General features: G+C 64.7%; 17 protein-coding genes and 1 pseudogene. 9 read left to right on the forward strand and 9 right to left on the reverse strand.

What is annotated here, in order from left to right:
- Positions 1 to 154: 154 nt before the first annotated feature.
- From K288_RS0100240 to K288_RS0100260, 4 genes are all read left to right on the forward strand, one after another.
- Positions 155 to 1,120 (forward strand): tripartite tricarboxylate transporter substrate binding protein, encoded by a 966-nt coding sequence (locus K288_RS0100240; RefSeq protein ID WP_027577780.1) that lies wholly within the window; start codon positions 155 to 157, stop codon positions 1,118 to 1,120.
- A 4-nt stretch (positions 1,121 to 1,124) separates the two neighbouring features.
- Complete coding sequence (locus K288_RS0100245; RefSeq protein ID WP_027577781.1) at positions 1,125 to 2,021, forward strand: amidohydrolase family protein; 897 nt, start codon at positions 1,125 to 1,127, stop codon at positions 2,019 to 2,021.
- A gap of 15 nt (positions 2,022 to 2,036) precedes the next feature.
- Positions 2,037 to 3,086, forward strand: coding sequence for a hydroxyacid dehydrogenase (locus K288_RS0100250; RefSeq protein ID WP_027577782.1), 1,050 nt, complete (start codon positions 2,037 to 2,039; stop codon positions 3,084 to 3,086).
- 207 nt (positions 3,087 to 3,293) lie between these two features.
- Positions 3,294 to 3,506, forward strand: coding sequence for a hypothetical protein (locus K288_RS0100260; protein WP_027577783.1), 213 nt, complete (start codon positions 3,294 to 3,296; stop codon positions 3,504 to 3,506).
- Between the two features lie 18 nt (positions 3,507 to 3,524).
- Here the strand turns inward: K288_RS0100260 and K288_RS44130 are convergent.
- Positions 3,525 to 4,527, reverse strand: a pseudogene (locus K288_RS44130) (AraC family transcriptional regulator).
- Positions 4,528 to 4,781: 254 nt separating this feature from the next.
- Here K288_RS44130 and K288_RS0100270 point away from each other — a divergent pair.
- Positions 4,782 to 5,231, forward strand: coding sequence for a cupin domain-containing protein (locus K288_RS0100270; protein WP_027577784.1), 450 nt, complete (start codon positions 4,782 to 4,784; stop codon positions 5,229 to 5,231).
- A gap of 117 nt (positions 5,232 to 5,348) precedes the next feature.
- Entirely contained in the window at positions 5,349 to 6,842 is a 1,494-nt protein-coding gene (locus K288_RS0100275) for an NAD(P)/FAD-dependent oxidoreductase (RefSeq protein ID WP_027577785.1), read from the forward strand.
- Here K288_RS0100275 and K288_RS0100280 read toward each other — a convergent pair.
- From K288_RS0100280 to K288_RS0100290, 3 genes are read right to left on the reverse strand one after another with little or no spacing between them, the layout of a single operon-like run.
- On the reverse strand, positions 6,827 to 8,470 hold the full coding sequence (locus K288_RS0100280; protein ID WP_043159012.1) for an ABC transporter ATP-binding protein: 1,644 nt from the start codon (positions 8,468 to 8,470) through the stop codon (positions 6,827 to 6,829). The two genes, K288_RS0100275 and K288_RS0100280, sit on opposite strands and share 16 nt — an antisense overlap.
- Positions 8,471 to 8,472: 2 nt before the next feature.
- Positions 8,473 to 9,312 (reverse strand): ABC transporter permease, encoded by an 840-nt coding sequence (locus K288_RS0100285; RefSeq protein WP_027577787.1) that lies wholly within the window; start codon positions 9,310 to 9,312, stop codon positions 8,473 to 8,475.
- Complete coding sequence (locus K288_RS0100290; protein WP_027577788.1) at positions 9,309 to 10,280, reverse strand: ABC transporter permease; 972 nt, start codon at positions 10,278 to 10,280, stop codon at positions 9,309 to 9,311. The genes K288_RS0100285 and K288_RS0100290 overlap by 4 nt, the downstream gene beginning before the upstream one ends.
- A gap of 225 nt (positions 10,281 to 10,505) precedes the next feature.
- Here K288_RS0100290 and K288_RS0100295 point away from each other — a divergent pair, with 225 nt between their 5' ends.
- Positions 10,506 to 11,531 (forward strand): histone deacetylase family protein, encoded by a 1,026-nt coding sequence (locus tag K288_RS0100295; protein ID WP_027577789.1) that lies wholly within the window; start codon positions 10,506 to 10,508, stop codon positions 11,529 to 11,531.
- 145 nt (positions 11,532 to 11,676) lie between these two features.
- On the opposite strand, the gene K288_RS0100300 is transcribed toward K288_RS0100295, so the two are convergent.
- Positions 11,677 to 12,312 (reverse strand): TetR/AcrR family transcriptional regulator, encoded by a 636-nt coding sequence (locus K288_RS0100300; protein ID WP_027577790.1) that lies wholly within the window; start codon positions 12,310 to 12,312, stop codon positions 11,677 to 11,679.
- Between the two features lie 174 nt (positions 12,313 to 12,486).
- On the opposite strand from K288_RS0100300, the gene K288_RS0100310 reads away from it, so the two are divergent.
- Both K288_RS0100310 and K288_RS0100315 read left to right on the forward strand, forming a co-directional pair.
- Entirely contained in the window at positions 12,487 to 12,696 is a 210-nt protein-coding gene (locus K288_RS0100310; RefSeq protein ID WP_027577791.1) for a ferredoxin, read from the forward strand.
- A 68-nt stretch (positions 12,697 to 12,764) separates the two neighbouring features.
- A complete protein-coding gene (locus K288_RS0100315) occupies positions 12,765 to 13,985 on the forward strand; it encodes a cytochrome P450 (protein WP_027577792.1) in 1,221 nt (406 codons plus the stop codon).
- A 113-nt stretch (positions 13,986 to 14,098) separates the two neighbouring features.
- On the opposite strand, the gene K288_RS0100320 is transcribed toward K288_RS0100315, so the two are convergent.
- From K288_RS0100320 to fixL, 4 genes are all read right to left on the reverse strand, one after another.
- The gene (locus tag K288_RS0100320; protein ID WP_027577793.1) at positions 14,099 to 14,791 is read right to left on the reverse strand and encodes a helix-turn-helix domain-containing protein; all 693 of its coding nucleotides are present in this window, start codon (positions 14,789 to 14,791) and stop codon (positions 14,099 to 14,101) included.
- A 207-nt stretch (positions 14,792 to 14,998) separates the two neighbouring features.
- Positions 14,999 to 15,400 carry a response regulator gene (locus K288_RS0100325; protein ID WP_027577794.1) on the reverse strand — a complete coding sequence of 134 codons (402 nt, stop codon included), beginning with the start codon at positions 15,398 to 15,400 and terminating at the stop codon, positions 14,999 to 15,001.
- A gap of 87 nt (positions 15,401 to 15,487) precedes the next feature.
- A complete protein-coding gene (gene fixJ / locus K288_RS0100330; protein ID WP_027577795.1) occupies positions 15,488 to 16,105 on the reverse strand; it encodes a response regulator FixJ in 618 nt (205 codons plus the stop codon).
- Positions 16,095 to 17,624: a sensor protein FixL gene (gene fixL / locus K288_RS0100335; protein WP_027577796.1), complete on the reverse strand. Its 1,530-nt coding sequence runs from the start codon at positions 17,622 to 17,624 to the stop codon at positions 16,095 to 16,097. Before fixL ends, fixJ begins: the two co-directional genes overlap by 11 nt.
- Between the last annotated feature and the right edge of the window lie 22 nt (positions 17,625 to 17,646).

Here is a 17,646-nt window from a genome sequence, read left to right on the forward strand (position 1 = left end):
GGCCGCTTTCTCGCGGCAAAACTTCACCCGACAGGCGGGATTGTCAACATGTCGCAGTCGCAACGTGACCTGCGGTTTCCGCTGGTGCGGATGGCGGTCTGCTATGCGATACAGGCGGCAACGACAATAAGACGAGAGCAATGGGAGGAATATCATGGCCAGCTGGTTCTGGCGAGCCGCCATTGCGGCGGTCATGTCCTTTGCGGTCGGCCCGGCATTCGCACAGCCGTTTCCCGCCAAGTCTGTTCATATCCTGGTCCCGTATCCGCCCGGCGGGGGCGTCGACGTGCTCACCCGTACCCTCGCCGACGTGGTGTCGAAACAATGGGGACAATCGATCGTCGTCGAGAACCGGCCCGGTGCGGGCGGGGTGATCGCGTCGCAGGCGATCGCCACCTCGGCGCCCGACGGCTATGAGCTGATCGTGGTGGCGAGCGGCCACGCCACCAATCCATTCCTCTATCCCAAGCTGCCCTACGATACATTCAAGGATTTCTCGCCGATTTCCCTGCTGGCGTCCTCGCCCAATGTGCTGCTGGTGCGCGCGGATTCTCCATTCAAATCGGCTGCAGAAATCATCGCTGCTGCGAAGGCCAAGCCGGGCAGCCTGTCCTACGGCCATGCCGGCAATGGCACGTCGACCCATCTGGCCGGTGAACTCTTGAAGAACCTGGCGAAGGTCGACCTCAACGCGATCCCCTATAAAGGCGGCATGCCGGCGATCAACGACCTCCTGGGCGGGCAGATCCCGATTTCGTTCAACAATGGTCCGGAGTCGGTCGGCCAATTGCAGGCCGGCACCGTTAGGGCGCTCGCTGTCACGACGGCGGCGCGGGCGCCGTTCCTGCCTGATGTCCCAAGCCTGTCCGAGGCCGTGCCGGGCTACGACACCGAGGTGTGGTGGGGGCTGCTTGGGCCGGGCGGCATGCCGCCCGACCTCGTGGCCAAGCTTTCGCACGACTTCGTGGCCGCGCTGAACACGGAGGTGGTAAAGGAGCGGCTGACCAAGCTCGGCGCGGTGCCGATCGGAAGCACGCCGGAAAAATTCGATGCCAAGATCCATGCCGACTATGAGAAATGGGGGCCGATCATCAAGGCCGCCGGCATGACCGCGGAATAGCGCGATGACCGCCTCAGCCATTCCCGCCTGCCTGCCGCCGCGCGAGGTCAGCCGTCCGAAACGGCCGCTGCCGCCGGGCGCGTGCGATACCCATGCCCACGTCTTCGGCCCGTCCGATCGCTTTCCCTATGCGGAGGATCGCAGCTACACGCCGCCCGATGCGCCGCTGGAAAAATACCTTGCCATGCTCCACGCCATCGGGTTCGCGCGCGGCGTGCTGGTGCAGGGCAGTGCGCATGGCCGCGACAATTCCGCGATGCTGGATGCGCTCCGACGCACACCCGATCGCCTGCGCGGCATCGCGGTAGCAGATGCGAGCGTCTCGCCGGCCACGCTGCGCGAATGGAATGCGCTGGGCGTGCGGGGCTTGCGCTTCAACCATTTCTTCCGCGGCGGCCAGTTGCACTATCGCGGCGGCATTCCGCTGACGGAAGCCGAGAGGCTGGCGCCCGTGATGGCCGAACTCGGTTGGCATCTTCAGCTCTGGATCGACGTCAAGGATCTGCCGCAGACGATCCCGCTGCTGAAATCCTTGCACCTGCCTGTCGTGATCGACCATATGGGGCGTACCGATGCCCGGGCCGGCACCGGCACCGAAGGGTTCCAGAGCCTGCTGCGCGCGGTCGGCGATGGCTGGTGCTGGGCGAAGCTGTCCGGGGCACATCGGCTAAGCCAGCAGGCGCCTGATTATCCCGATGCCCGGCCATTCCACGAGGCCCTGGTGATGGCGAACCCCGAGCGCCTGGTCTGGGGCGGCGACTGGCCGCATCCGCGGGTCGAGGGCGAGATGCCCGATGCCGGCCACCTGCTCGAATTGTTCCAGCAATGGACACCGGATGAGGCGACGCAGCAGCGCATCCTCGTCGCCAATCCCGCAAGACTCTATGGCTTCCCGAACTGAAAGTTGCAGAAGGACATGACCGTCAACAACAAGCGCGTCTTCTACGTCAAATATCTCGCCCACAACATCTATGCGGACATCCTCAAGAACCGCCCCGACGTTCGGCTGGACCGGCTGGAGAATGAGAGCCCCGACGAGGTCGCGGCACCGATCCTCGAAGCGGCGCATGCCTACCAGATCGGCGCGGCACGCGACGAACTGGCGCGGCATTTCCATGTCGACCATGATCTGCTCCGCCGCACGCCGAACTTGCTGATGGTCTCCTCCAACGGCGCCGGCTTCGATCCTGTTGACGTCGACGCCTGCACCGCGGCCGGCGTGCTCGTAGTCAATCAATCCGGCGGCAACGCCAATTCCGTGGCCGAGCACGCGCTGGGGATGCTGCTGACGCTGTCGAAGCGGATCATCGAGTCCGATCGCGTGCTGCGGCGCCAGCGGGACGTCAACCGCAATGCGCTGATCGGCAACGAGGCGCAGGGCAAGACCATCGGCATCATCGGTCTCGGCAATGTCGGCCGCCGGATCGCGGAGCTCTGCAGGGGGCTCCTGCACATGAAGGTGATCGCCTACGATCCCTATCTGACCGCCGAGGAGATGACGAAGCGGGGAGGCGAGAAGGTCGAGCTCGACGAGCTGCTGCGCCGTGCCGACTATGTCTCGATCAGTTGCCCGCTGACGAAGGAAAGCCGCGGCATGATCGGCGGGCGCGAATTCGGGCTGATGCAGCCGCACGCGTTCTTCATCACCACCGCGCGCGGCTTCATCCACGACGAGGAGGCGCTGGAGGACGCGCTGCGCAACAAGCGCATCGCCGGCGCCGGCCTCGACGTCTGGGCCAAGGAACCGCCGCCGCCGGAGCATCCGCTGCTGCAGTTCGACAACGTGCTCGCCAGTCCGCATACGGCGGGCGTCACCCGGGAGGCGCGCGAGAACATGGGCCGGATCGCCGCCGAGCAGGTCCTGGACGCGCTCGACGGCAAGCGGCCCCCGCGGATCATCAATCCCGAGGTCTGGCCGGCTTACGCCAGGCGGTTTGAGCGGGCGTTCGGGTTTGCGCCGACGTAGGGCGATGCTGATATTGGTCAAATCCACTGCCGAATGCGAAGGCAGCGGAGGACGTGGAACCGCGCCGGACCGGGGCGCTGGCGTCGCGTTCGCCGGCGCGGAGGATCGCGGTACGATTGGCGGCTATCGGCTTTGATTTACCTCAACTCGTTTTTCGAAGGTGCTAGTATCTAAATTCCGACGCTACCCGTGTAGCAGGAGGCTCCCATGTCACGATTTGTCGTTAGCTTCATGAAGGACGTACTGGGTGACAATGGTCGCGAACGGGAGGTTTGCCAGAGTTCGCTGGAAGTTAATGCCTCGAACGAAGGTCAAGCCGCGGAAATGGCCAAGCAGAAATTCTGCGAGGCGCAGGCGCTATGTGACTGGTCGCTGCACGCTGACCGCATCCGGATCGACTCGGCAGATTTTCCCTCATAGTCATTCGCTCGGTTGAGGTCAGCTCAGGCGCCGCAAGGTCGCCGAAGGACTCTCGCCGAACTTTGCGCGATAGGCACTTGCCATCCGGCTCAGATGGGTGAAGCCGAGATCGAAGGCGATGTCGACGACGCGCTCGTCCGGCCCTGCCGCCTTCAGTCGGGCATTGAGCCGGGCGAGCCGGATGTCCTGCAGCATCGCCGAGATGGTCGTCCCGAAATGACGGCGGAACCCGAGCTGCAATGTGCGAATGCCGACGCCGGCGGCGTCGGCAAGCTGCACGAGATCGAGCGGCTCATCAGCCTGGGCCTCGAGCCAGGCGCGCGCCCGCTTCAGCGTTGTCGGCTGCGTCTCGATACGGCCCTCGAAGATGGCGATGGTCCGGCTGAGGCTATGATGCTGTCCGTTGAGTAGCGCACTGAGCAATCGTTCCCGCCAATCGGCTGCCGCCAGGGGCGACAGGCGCTTTGTCGGACCAAGGCGCTCGGCGAGATCGACGAGATCGCAGATTCGTGCCTGAAGCGCATGTCCAAACCGTGCGGTGAGGTCGACCGACGGATCGAACTCCACCGCTCTCGCCGACGTTCCCGCGAGCGGCCGCGCGATGTTCCACCAGCTTGCGATCGAGCAGCAGGATGAGTTGTGCGCAATCCTGTCGCCATGTCATCTGCGTCGGCACAGTCGGCGACAGCAGCGATGCCGCGGCACCCGGCGCAGTCGTCACTGCGCGCGCCGCGGTCCGTATCTCCGCGCAACCATGCAGCGGAATCTGCAGCAGGAAAAACCGGTCAAGGCAGCCGGGGTCGATCGAGACCGATCCGCCGTAGGCGACATAGTTCACCGAAAATCCGTCGAAGGCTGCGCAATTGTGCTGGGCGCTGAAATCGTTCTCCGAGTGGCCGGTCGGCTTCAGTTCATGCGGACAAAAAATCCGTCCGATCGCCTCTGCGGCGTCATCGACACTGGCGGTCGAGACGCGGGCGAAATCCGCAAGCCGGGTGTTGGCCAAGGCACCTGCGTTCATCGCAACCACCGCCGAGTTGCTTGAGGTTTAAAATATCGGAAGCCTAATCCATCTCTCGGCGCGGGGAAACGCGGTTTCGGCGCGCAGCCTGCCCGATCGCTATGCGGGCCTTTGCTGAGCGCTTGGGCAGCGACAACTCCTCCTGCAGCGCAACATACGCCTGGCGGCAGCGGGATTCGTTTATCGGCTAGACAAGCCGTCGCTCTCACGACAGCCTGACGCATGCGGTGCAGTCCAGACATGGAGGTGGCGGAATGGGTGCGCTCGAGAAAGGCATTACGCGGAGCGGCACGGGCTACGGCGGCAAGACCTGGAATATCCTGGGGCAGGTCTATTTTCCCAAGGCGGTCACGGACTCGACCTTCGCATTCGAAACCAACAGCGATCCCGGCCAGTTCGTGCCGGTGCACATCCATCCGACCCAGGACGAGTTCATCCTGGTGCAGGAGGGCACGCTCGACCTCAAGCTCGACGGCGTCTGGGTGAAAGCCGAGGCCGGCGACCTCGTGCGCATGCCGCGCGGCATCCCCCACGGCTATTTCAACAAGTCGGACAAGCCGGCGCGCGCGCTGTTCTGGGTCTCGCCGATGCAGAAGCTGGAGGCGCTGTTCGACAAGCTGCACAATCTGCAGGACCCCGCAGAAGTGGTCCGCATTTCCGCCGAGCACGAAGTGAATTTCCTGCCGCCGGAAGCCAACGACTGACCTTGCCCCGGTAGCGGGTCCGGCATCGGAAGCAGTGCGATTGCCGGGATCGTGTCCGGCGATGACGACAACGTACGCGTACACTCCCACAGGTTGTTGATTCTCCGGAGCATCCACATGGTCAGGCAGAAGCATGTTTGCATCATCGGCGCCGGCGTTTCCGGGCTTGCCGCAGCCAAGGCGTTTTCCGAACGCGGACACAGGGTGATCATCGTCGAGCGCAGCGGCGATCTCGGTGGCGTGTGGGAGCCGGCGCGGTCCTATCCCGAGGTCCAGACCCAGAGCCCGAAGGATCTCTATCGCTACACCGACAAGGCGATGCCGGACTCGTATCCGGAATGGCCGAAGGGACCGCAGGTCTACGCTTACTTGCGCGACTATGCGCACGAGCATGGGCTCGACGATGCCGTGCGCTTCAACACCAGCGTCGTGGCGATGGATCGCCGCGCCGATGGCAAGGCGGGCTGGACGCTCACGCTTCGCACCGGTGACGGCAGCGCAAACCATGAGGATTTTGATTTCGTCGCCGTCTGCACCGGCCAGTTCAACGAGCCGCAAACCCTCAGTCTTCCCGGCGAGGACGCGTTCAAGGGGCAGGGCGGCAAGATCCTGCATTCCTCGCAATATAACGATGCGGCAATGGCCAGGGGGCGCAGAGTGGTGGTGCTCGGCGGCTCGAAATCGGCGACCGACATTGCCGTCAACGCCGTCAACTCGGGCGCTGCAGAAGTTACCATCGTCTATCGCGAGCCGGTGTGGCGCATTCCGTATTTCGTCGGCGGCTTGGTCAACTTCAAGCGCATCCTCTACATCCGCGCGCAGGAGGAGATGTTTCCGGGCTGGGGCATCGGCCCGCTGTCGCGGCTCGCGCACACATTGGCCAAGCCGCTGGTCTGGGCGAACTGGCGCGGGCTGGAGAGCCTCTTGAAGGTGCAGCTCAAGCTCAAGCAATGCGACATGGTGCCGAAGCAGCCGATCGAGGACGGCGTCAACTGTTCGGTGCCGATTGCAACTCCCGGCTTCTATCCGATGGTGGCGGACGGCCGCATCAAGGCGATCCGCGGCACCTTTGATCATTATGATGGCGACAGCATCGTGATGAGCGGGGGCGAGCGCGTAGCGGCGGATGTGGTGGTGCTTGCGATCGGCTACAAAGTCGGCGTTCCGTTCCTGCCGGAGAACTACCGCAGCGAACTGGTCGAGCCCGACGGGCAGTATCGGCTCTATCGCCTGATCGCCAACCCGGATTTGCCGGACATGGGATTCGTCGGATTCAATTCCAGCTTCTGCACGGTGCTTTGCGCTGAACTGGCCGCCAATTGGCTGGTGCGGTACGCCGACGGCCAGCTTGCGCGGCAGCCGACCGCTGCCAAGATGAAGGAGAACATCGCGATGATGCTTCACTTCAAACGTGTCGAACGGCCGGCGGCGGGCGTCTATGGTGGACTTTGCGTTGCGCCGTATCATTACCGCCACTTCGACGAACTGCTGGCGGATATCGGCACGACTATCCGCCGGCGCAATCCGCTCGTCGAAAAGTTCACGCCGCCCGATGCCGATGCCTATGCGCGATTCCTTGCTTCAGCGCCGCACTATCACGCGGTGGCGTAAGGACGGCCAGACTCCTCGCTCGGCGAGGTCCGGCCGGGCACGGCGGCAAGCAGCTCGCGCGTGTAGGGATGTTCGGGCGCCGCGAACAGCGCCGCTGCAGGCCTGAGCTCGACGATCTCGCCACGCTGCATCACCGCGATGCGGTCACAGATTTGCGCGGCGACGCGCAGATCGTGGGTGATGAACAGCATCGATAGTCCAAGCCGCGCCTTGAGGTCTTCGAGCAGATTGAGGACCTGTGCCTGCACCGAGACGTCGAGCGCGGAGACCGCTTCGTCCGCGACCAAGATATCCGGCTCGAGCGCCAGCGCGCGGGCGATCCCGATGCGCTGGCGCTGGCCGCCGGAGAATTCGTGCGGAAAACGGTCCATCGCATTGGCGTTGAGGCCGACCATCCCGAGCAGGTCGCGGGCGCGCTGCCGCGCCACATCAGGATCGGTACCATGCGCGATCGGCCCGTCCGCGATGATGTTGCCGACCTTGCGGCGCGGATTGAGCGAGGCAAACGGATCCTGGAAGATCATCTGGATGCGGCTGCGCTCCTTGCGCAGCTCCTTGCCGCCGATCGCGGTGAAGTCGGTATCGCCGAGGCGGACCGTGCCCTGGTCCGGCTCGATCAGGCGCATGACGAGGCGCGCGACCGAGGATTTTCCCGAACCGGACTCGCCGACGAGGCCGAGCGTCTCGCCCTGCAGGATGTTGAAGTTGACGGCCTTGGCCGCCTGCACGCGGCGCTCCGGCTGGAACCAGCCGCCGCCGGAAACATAGGTCTGGTCGAGGCCGATCACCTCGACCGCCTTGGGACGGTCGACAAGCGGAGCACGCTGCGGCGGCTCCATCGAGGGGACGGCGGCGAGCAGGGCGCGCGTATAGAGATGTTGTGGACGCTGCAGCACGGCATCGGCCGAGCCCTGTTCGACCACCTTGCCGTGCTGAAGCACGACCACGCGGTCGGCGATATCAGCGACGACGCCGAAATCGTGGGTGATGAACATCACCGCCATGTTGCGGCGGCGCTGCAGATCGCGGATCAGTTTCAGGATCTGCGCCTGCGTGGTGACGTCGAGCGCGGTGGTCGGTTCGTCCGCGACCAGCACCGCCGGCTCGAGCGCAAGCGCCATCGCTATCATTGCGCGCTGGCGCTGGCCGCCGGACAATTGGTGCGGATAGGCACGCACCGTGCGCTCGGGGTCGGGCAGGCCGACCTCGCGCAACAGATTGAGCGCCTTCTGCCGGCGCTCCTTCGGCGTCAGCAGATTGTGCGCCTCGAACATCTCGGCGATCTGGTCGCCGATCCGCATCAACGGATTGAGCGCCGTCATCGGCTCCTGGAACACCATGGCGATGTGACGGCCGCGCAGGCCGAGCCATTCGTCTTCGTCGAGCCGCAGCAGGTTCTGCCCCTCGAACAGGATCTCGCCGGCCTCGCGGCCGATCGTGTCGGGAAGCAGGCCCATCAAGGCGTGGGCGCACATCGACTTGCCGGAGCCGGACTCGCCGACCACGCAGAGGATCTCGCCGGGGACAAGGTTGAACGACACGCCGTCGACGGCGTAGTCGCGGTCGGCGCCGGGCGGCAGCGCGAGCTTGAGGTCCTTGATGACGACGACGGCTTTGCTCTTGGACATGCTCAGCGCCCATCCTTGTTGAGGCGCGGATTGAGCGCATCGTTGAGGCCTTCGCCGATCAGGTTCAGCGCCAGCACCGAAACCAGGATGGCGATGCCCGGAAACACCGTGATCCACCAGGCCTGCCGGATCACTGTGCGGCCGGCGCCGACCATGTAGCCCCATGACATCAGATTGGGATCGCCGAGGCCGAGGAAGGAGAGCGAGGACTCCAGCAGGATTGCGGTCGCCACCATCAGCGAAGCCAGCACGATGACCGGCGAGAGCGCGTTGGGAAGGATCTCGCGCCAGATGATCCAGCTATGGCTCTGTCCGGTGACGATCGCGGCCTGGACATATTCGCGCGTGCGCAGCGACAGCACTTCGCCGCGCACCAGCCGCGCCACCGGCGGCCAGCTCACGATCGCGATCGCCAGCACGATTGAAATGATCGATGGCTGCATGATCGCCACCAGCACGATCGCGAGCGCGAAGCTCGGCACGGTCTGGAAGAACTCGGTGAAACGCATCAGGGCATCGCCGATCCGGCCGCCGAAATAGCCGGCGAGGGCGCCGACGGGAATGCCGACGGCAAGCGCCGCGAGCGTCGAGACCAATCCGACCAACAGCGAGACGCGCGCGCCATAGATGATGCCGGCGAACACGTCGCGGCCGAGTGCGTCGGTGCCGAGCGGCAGGCCTGACATCGTGAACGGCGGCAGGAACGGCCGCTGCACCATGCGCCAGGGCGAATTCGGGAAGATCATCGGCCCGAACAGCGCGACCGCAATCGCAATCAGCAGAATGATCGAGCCGATCAATCCGCCGGGATTGCGCAGCAATAGCTTCCAGAACCGCTTCATGCCGCAACCTCGATGCGCGGATCGACCGAGCGGTAGATCAGGTCGGTGATCAGGTTGAACGCCAGCACCATCGCCGAGCAGACGACGAAGACACCGAGCAGGAGGTTGTAGTCGCGCTGCAGCAGCGCGTCGTACATCAGCCGGCCGATGCCGGGCCAGGCGAACACGGTCTCGGTCAACACGGCGCCGCCGACCAGCGTGCCCGCCTGCAGGCCCGCCAGCGTCACCACCGGCAGCAGCGCGTTGCGCAATACGTGGCGGCGCTGGATCACCGCGTCGCGCAGGCCCTTGGCGCGCGCGGTCTTGACGAAATCGAGCCGCTTCACTTCCAGCATCGAGGCGCGCGTCATGCGGGTGTAGGTCGCCATGAAGAACAGGCCGATCGTCATCGCCGGCAGGATCAGATGCGCGCCGACGTCGAGCACATGAGCGAAGCCAGTGTAGTTGGCGCCGACCGTCTCGTAGCCGAAGCTCGGTAGCCAATCCATCGCCACCGAGAACAAGAGGATCGCCATCAGCGCCACCCAGAACAGTGGCGTGGCGTAGAAGATCAGCGCCAATACCGTGATCGCGGTATCGGCCCAGGTGCCCGCCCGGCGCGCCGCCAATGTTCCGAACAGCACGCCTGATAGCAGCGAGATCGCAAACGCCGTGCCGGTCAGCAGCAGCGTCGCCGGCAATCGCTCGAGGATCAATTGCGATACCGGTGCCTGCTGGCGGAACGAGAAACCGAGGTCGAGGGTGGCGATGCCCTTTACATAGCGATAGAGCTGCACGGGCAATGGCTGATCGAGTCCGAATTTTTCGCGGAGTTGCGCGACGAAGAGCTGATCGCTGGCGCCGGCTTCGCCTGCCATCACCATCGCGGGGTCGCCGGGCGCGAGCCGGATCAGGAAGAAGTTCATGACGACGATCGCGAGCAGCACGACGATCGCCTTCATAATTCGTTGCGTGATGAATGCGAGCATCGGAACCTTTCAGCTCGTTCGGGAGATGACACAGCCGTGGGCCAGGGAGGCGGTCATCGCTGGCGATTCAACGGGTCTGACCTGGAGGGGCAAGGTTAAACTCTCGGCAGTCGGCGCTTAAGGAATGAACAGCAGCATGGGCATCCCTTTCGCAACCGGGCCGCTTTGCGATTCCACCGGTTCTATGCAAGGGATGTTCCTGTCGCCAATGATGGGAGCCTCCTCGTGAAGGCCGTCTATACCGAACTGCATCGCAGCCATGATCCGCAATTCTTCCTGGTCCGCGGCGTCGTCAAGCGCACCACCGAGCAACCCGAGCGCGCTGACCGGCTGCTGGCAGGGTTGAAGGCGGGCAAGCATCAACTGATCGAGCCGACCGTATTCGGGCAAGGGCCGCGGGCGCGGGTGCACAGCGCCGAATACCTCAACTTTCTCGCGGAAGCCTGGGACGCCTGGTCGGCGCTCGGCGATTCCGGCTCCGAGATGATCGCCAACATCCACCCGGTGCGTAACGCCGCCACCTATCCGACCCATATCGTCGGCCGGCTCGGCTGGCATACTGCCGATACCGGCTGTCCGATCGGGCCGGGCACCTGGGCCGCCGCTTGTGCTGCGACCGATGTCGCCGCGACCGCGGCGCAGATGGTGATGGAGGGCGAGGACGCCGTCTACGCGCTGTGCCGTCCGCCCGGTCATCACGCCTATCGCGATATCGCCGGCGGCTTCTGCTTCCTCAACAACAGCGCGGTTGCGGCCGCGCATCTGCGGCTGACGCATGAGCGAGTCGCGATCCTCGACGTCGATGTCCATCATGGCAATGGCACGCAGGGCATCTTCTACGAGCGGCCGGACGTGCTGACGGTGTCGATCCATGCGGATCCGGCCTCGTTCTATCCGTTTGTCTGGGGCTACGCGCACGAGCGCGGCGCGGGGCCCGGGCTCGGCACCAATCTCAACATTCCGCTGCCGATCGGCACCGGCGACGACGGCTACCTCAAGGCGCTTGCAACGGCGCAGAGGACGATCGAAGCTTTCGCGCCCGGCGCACTCGTCGTCGCCCTCGGCCTCGATGCCTCGGAACACGATCCGCTGGCGGGCCTTGCCGTCACCACGGAAGGATTCCGCCGCATCGGCGCCGCGATCGCGCGGATCGGCCTGCCGACCGTGTTCGTGCAGGAGGGCGGCTATCTCTCCGATATCCTCGGCGCCAATTTGACCGCGGTGCTCGGCGGGTTTGAAGCGGCGCGGTGAGGGGGATTCGTAGGATGGGTAGAGCGCAGCGAAACCCATCGCGATGGAGCAAGCGGCGCGAATGATGGGTTTCGCTGCGCTCTACCCATCCGACGCTGCCGAGGGGATATGTCCGAGTACGCGGCTCTCGCAATGACGGCGAAAATTAGCGGCCTTGCTCCGCCGCCTTGATCGCGAGGGACAGGCTCAGCTTGATCTGGGCGACCATGTCGTCGAGCAGGTCTTCGCGCGTGGTTTCGGCGAGCTGGCCGGTGAGCAGACCCTGCTCGGCGAGCATGATGACGCCGTGCAGCGCGGCCCAGATCTGCAGCGCGTGGCGCTCCCGCAGGAGGCCGATGGCGGGCGACTCCAATGCTTCCAAGAGCAGGCCGAACGTCTCCATGGCGGCACTGTGCAGCTCGCTGTCCTTTGGCGAGCAGGCCATCACGCGCGAGGCGAACATCAGGCGGTAGATGCCGTGGCGGCGCTGGCCGAAGGCGAGGGCGGCTTGCGCGAAGCGTGAGATTTTTGTCCGCTTCGATGGTTCGTCGATCGCGTCGCGCAGCGTCGTGTTGAACTGGCGAAAGGCTTCCGCCGCGACGGCCGACAGAAGCGCGTCGCGATCGGCGAAATGCCGGTACGGAGCGGGCTGCGAGACGCGGAGTTTCTTGGCAAGTGCGCTGATGTTGATGGCCTCGGGGCCGCCGAGTTCCGCTTCTTGCAGCGCAGCGCGCACCAGGGCGTCGCGGAGGTCGCCATGGTGATAGGCGTTTTGCGGCTTGCGAGCGAGGCGTGTTCCCATCTTAATGTGATAGGCTATAACTTTTTGCTTGACAGCACAACCGGACCGCGAATGTAATAGCTCTAATGTGAGACGCGGCCGAAGCAAGTTGCGTCCGCCGAGAAGCCGAGGAACGCCAGTCCGCGCATCGAGCCCAGCGCATCGATGCTGCGCGCGGCAGAGGGAAGCGCCCGCATGTCCGGAAAGCTGAAGATTCACGTCGACCAGGACAGGTGTCAGGGACACGCGCGCTGCAAGGCGCTCGCGCCCGAACTGTTCGATCTCGACGAATACGGCAATGCCCATGAGCACGGCGAGGGCCGTGTGCCTGAGGGCCTCGAAGACAAGGCCTATCTCGCCCAGACCAACTGCCCGGAATTCGCGATCGAAGTCATCGAGGAGTGAGGCGTGCAGTCGAGCCGCCGCCTTCATCCACACTCGATCTGAACGAACACAGCGGAAGGAAACTGCCGATGTCCGATTCCGTCAGCATGATGCCCGAACACCCGCCGGTCACCGACTGGATCCGCGATTTCGACCATACCGATCCGACCTGGACCGAGAATCCGTTTCCGATCTGGGAGCAGTTGCGCGCAGCATCGCCGGTGGTTCACACCGACCGCTTCCTCGGTTGCTACATGCCCACCACCTATGAGGCGGTGAAGCAGATCGCCTACGACACCGAACATTTCTCGTCCCGGCGCGTCATTGTGCGCGATGTGCGGCCGGAGATCACCCAGCCGTCGCCGCCGATCACCTCCGATCCGCCCGAGCACAAGCCGGCCAAGCAATTGCTGCTGCCGCCATTCACGCCCGATGCGATGAAGAAGCTGGAGCCGCGGGTGAGGGCGATCTGCAACGAACTGATCGACGAATTCATCGAGGACGGGAAATGCGACGCCGCCGCGCGCTACACGAAGCACATCCCCGTGCGCGCCATCGCCCACATGCTCGGGATCCCCGAGAAGGACAGCGACCTCTTCATCAAGTGGATCCACGAGATCCTCGAGCTCGGCATCAAGAATGAGGAAATCTTGATGGGCGCGCTCCACGAGATGACTGCCTATTTCGCCGGTCACGTCGCCGCGCGCAAGGACAAGCCGACCGACGATCTGATCACGACGTTGATGAATGCGCGCGACAAGGACGGCAAGCCGCTGTCGGACGCCCATGTGCTCGGCTCGCTGCGGCTGCTCCTGATCGCAGGCATCGATACCACCTGGAGCGCGATCGGCTCCTCGCTGTGGCATCTTTCGAAAACGCCGGCGGACCGCGCGCGGCTAACCGCCGAGCCGGAATTGATGCCGACCGCGATCGAGGAGTTCCTGCGCGCCTATTCGCCGGTCACGATGGCGCGCGAGGTGGTGAAGGAAACCACCATCAGCGGCTGCCCGATCAAGCCGGGCAACATGGTGCTGTTGTCGTTCCCCGCCGCCAACCGCGACCCCGCGATGTTCTACGACGCCGACAAGGTGGTGATCGACCGCAAGGAGAACCGCCACGCTGCCTTCGGCCTCGGCATCCATCGCTGCGTCGGCTCGAACCTCGCGCGCATGGAAATGACGGTCGCGATCGAGGAATGGCTGAAGCGGATTCCCGACTTCCGGCTCGATCCGGCCGGCAAGGTGGCATGGTCGGAAGGCACCGTCCGCGGCCCGCGCGCGCTGCCGCTTTTGTTCGGTGGGGCGGGCTAGTCGCAGTGCCGTAGCCCGGGTGAAGCGAAGCGTAACCCGGGGACGTTCGTAGACGTTGATGCAGGTGTCCCGGGTTGCGCTTCGCTTCACCCGGGCTACGGACCTGCGCCGGATCAGACGTCCATGTTGCGCAGGCGCTGGCGGTTGCGCAGCACGATCTGGCGGGCGCCGGAGAAGCCGAGCACGCCTTCGTCGTTGAGTTGCGACAGCGCGCGGGACACCGTCTCCAGCGTCAATCCGAGGTAATCGCCGATGTCGCGGCGGCACATCGGCAGCGCCATCATGCCGGCGACCGCAAGGCGGCGATCCATCTCCAGGAGGAAATTGGCGACCCGTTCCATGGCGCTCTTGCGGCCGAGCAGCAGCATATGTTCTTCGGCGTGCTTGAGATCACCAGCGGTCATGGTCCAGAGCTTGTGGGCGACCTGGACATCGGTGCCGGCCGCCTGTTCCAGGCTGCGGCGCTTCACCAGGCGCACGGTCGTGTCGATGATGGCTTCCGCCGCCAGCCGGTGCTTGGCGCCGGACTCGAGCCCGAAGACATCGCCGGGCAGGTGGAACGCGCCGATCTGGCGGCGCCCGTCGGCAAGCAGCTTGTAGGTGCGCACCGCGCCGCGGATCACCTGGTAGACGTATTCGGCCGGCTCGTCCTCGCCGTAGATCTCCTCGTCCTTCCGGTAGGTGAATTCGGTGGCGATCAAGCCGGCATGTCCGGCAAGGCCGCAAAATGGCTCGGAAGGCGCAGGGCCGCCCGGCACAGGCCGATTGATGTTGAGGGAAGCGGCGGCGGGCGACTGGGTGAGCATGAGCCATCTCCTATGCAGCGGATGGCTTTTGGTACGCGGAACAAACGACCTCGGAAATTTCGCTCCATGCCTTAAGGGCGAGCCCTTAAGTAGGATTACGGAGGTGGCGTGATTGTAGCCCGGGTGAAGCGCAGCGTAACCCGGGGACGCTGATGGACGTGGATGGAGGTGTCCCGGGTTACGCTGCGCTCCACCCGGGCTACGAGGCTAAGGGGCAGGCGAGGTCGATCGGTCCGCCTTGATCACGTCCCAGATGCGGGTGGACAGGCTGTCCTCGACATGCGGCTTATGCAGCACATGACGGATGCCGGCGGCCGCAGCCTTGGCCGGAATGGTCGCGTCGGGATAGCCGGTGATCATAATGATAGGGGTGTCGATGTGGCGCTGGCGCAGCATCCCGGCGAGGTCGATGCCGCTCATGTTCGGCATCTTGTAGTCGATCACGAAACAGTCGGCGCCGCCCATGGTCATGGCGTTCAGCAGCGCCTCGGCGCTGCGGAAGGTGCGGACATAGAAGCCGTCGGTTTCCAGGAGGAAACGCAGCGAGCCGAGCACGTCGGTATCGTCGTCCACGACGTAGACAAGGGGAGGTCTGGTGGGTGCGGGCATCACGGCTTTTATCCGCCTTCCGGGCCGGCCATCCGGTCCATCAACCCACATTTATAAGCCTGTCGATGCCGGCCGGCTTGATTCAGCTCAATCCTTGAGCGCCCCGGCCCGCATGGCCAGGCGGACCAGCTCGGAAAGGCTGCTTGCCTGCATCTTGGTCATCACATTGGCCCGGTAAACCTCGATGGTGCGGGGGCTGATGTTGTAGTCGCGGGCGATCATCTTGTTGGAAAGCCCGGCCACCAGTCCGTCCATGACCTGCCGCTCGCGCGGGCTCAGCGAGGCGATGCGACTGGCGACATCCTGGGCCGCGGCCTCGTCGCGGGCGCCGGCCTCGGCCTGGCGGAGCGCGACGTCGATCATCGCGATCAGCCGGTCGTCCTCGAATGGCTTTTCCATGAAATCGACCGCGCCGAGCCTCATCGCTTCGACGGCGAGAGGGACATCGCCATGGCCGGTCATGATGATGACCGGAAAGGCGCCGCGACTTTCCTTGACGCGCTTCAGCAGTTCGATGCCGTCGATGCCGGGCATGCGGATATCCGATACCACGCAGCCGAACTCGACGGTGGGAAGCGCGTCCAGGAAGGCTTGCGCCGACTCGAACAGGCGGACGTCGAAGTCGGCCGAATCAAGCAGGAATTGCAGCGAATCGCGCATCGCGTCGTCATCGTCGATGACGTAGACATTTCCCCTACGTGCCATCTGTCAAACTCTCGTTCGGTACCGCCGGCAGCGTGAAACGGAAGGTCGCACCGCCCGCGTGATTGGACTCGGCCCACATCCGCCCGCCATGCGCCTCGATGATCGAGCGGCTGATCGACAGCCCGACGCCCATGCCGGTTTCCTTGGTGGTGAAGAAGGTCTGGAACAGGTTTTTCTCCACGTCTTCAGGAAATCCATGACCGGTGTCGAACACCGATACTTCGATCATGTCCTCATCGACCGGCCGGTTCGAGGCGATCAGCTCACGCCGCTCGGACTGCGCCATCGCCTCCAGCGCATTGCGGAACAGATTGACCAGCACCTGCTGCACCTGGACGCGGTCGACCAGCACCAGGTCGTATCGCGGATCGAGGTTGAAACGGATCCGCACGTCCTGCTCGCGCGCGCCGGCAAGCCCCAGCGCGCCGGCTTCCTCGACCATCTTCGAGAGCCGCTCGACGCGCTTTTCGGATTCGCCGCGGGCGACGAAGTCGCGCAGCCGGCGGATGATCTGCCCGGCGCGTATCGCCTGTTCGGCGGCGCGATCCAGCGCGTTCTCGATCTTGGCGCGGTTCGGGTCATCGCTCGCGGCAAGCAGGCGGCGCGAGCCCTTCATGTAATTGCTGATGGCGGCAAGCGGCTGGTTGAGCTCGTGCGCGAGCGCGGACGCCATCTCGCCCATCGCGCTGAGGCGCGAGACGTGGACGAGCTCCGACTGCAATTCCTGCAGCCGCGCCTGGGTCTGCTGGTGCTCGGTGAGGTCGCGGACGAAGCCGGTGAAGTAGGGCACGCCGCCGGACTGCATCTCGCCGATCGACAGATGCATCGGGAAGGTGGTGCCGTCCCTGCGCTGGCCGGTGACGATGCGGCCGATGCCGATGATGTGGCGTTCGCCGGTGATGAGGTAACGCGTCATGTAGCCGTCGTGGCGCGAGCGGTCGGGCTCCGGCATCAAGATGCTGACGTTCTGCCCGATGGCCTCCTGCTCGGTATAGCCGAACTGCCGTTCCGCAGCGCTCGAGAAGAACTGCATGATGCCACTGCCATCGATGACGATCATCGCGTCGGGGATCGTCTCCAGGATCGACTGCAGGTGCCCTTCGCGCGTCCGAAGGGCTTCCTCATGCTGCTTTTCCTCATCGATGTCGAGCACGATGCCGGAAAGATGCGCGGACGTCTTGTCCCGCGTCAGACTGCCACGGAGTCGCACCCAACGGTTGCCGCCGTCACTCCGGCTCAGCCGGTAGGCGAAGTCGAAGGCTTCACCGCTTTCGATCGCGCGTGAAATCGCCTGTTCGGTACGCTCGCGGTCGTCGGGCTCGAGCAGCGAGAGGAAGAGCTCGTAGCTGATCGGCGCATCGTCGGGAACGCCGAACAGCCTTCGCGCCGTGGTCGACCAGGTGAGCGCCCTGGTCGACAGATCGATATCCCAGCCGCCGATCCCGGCTCCCTCGGCACCTAGCCGAAAGCGCCGATCAGGGGCGCGGTCATCGGAGGGGGAGGGGTCTAGTCCAGTCAAACGCTTTTCCGGTTCTTCGCCG

The sequence above is a fragment of the Bradyrhizobium sp. Ai1a-2 genome (assembly GCF_000426245.1).
GTDB lineage: Bacteria > Pseudomonadota > Alphaproteobacteria > Rhizobiales > Xanthobacteraceae > Bradyrhizobium.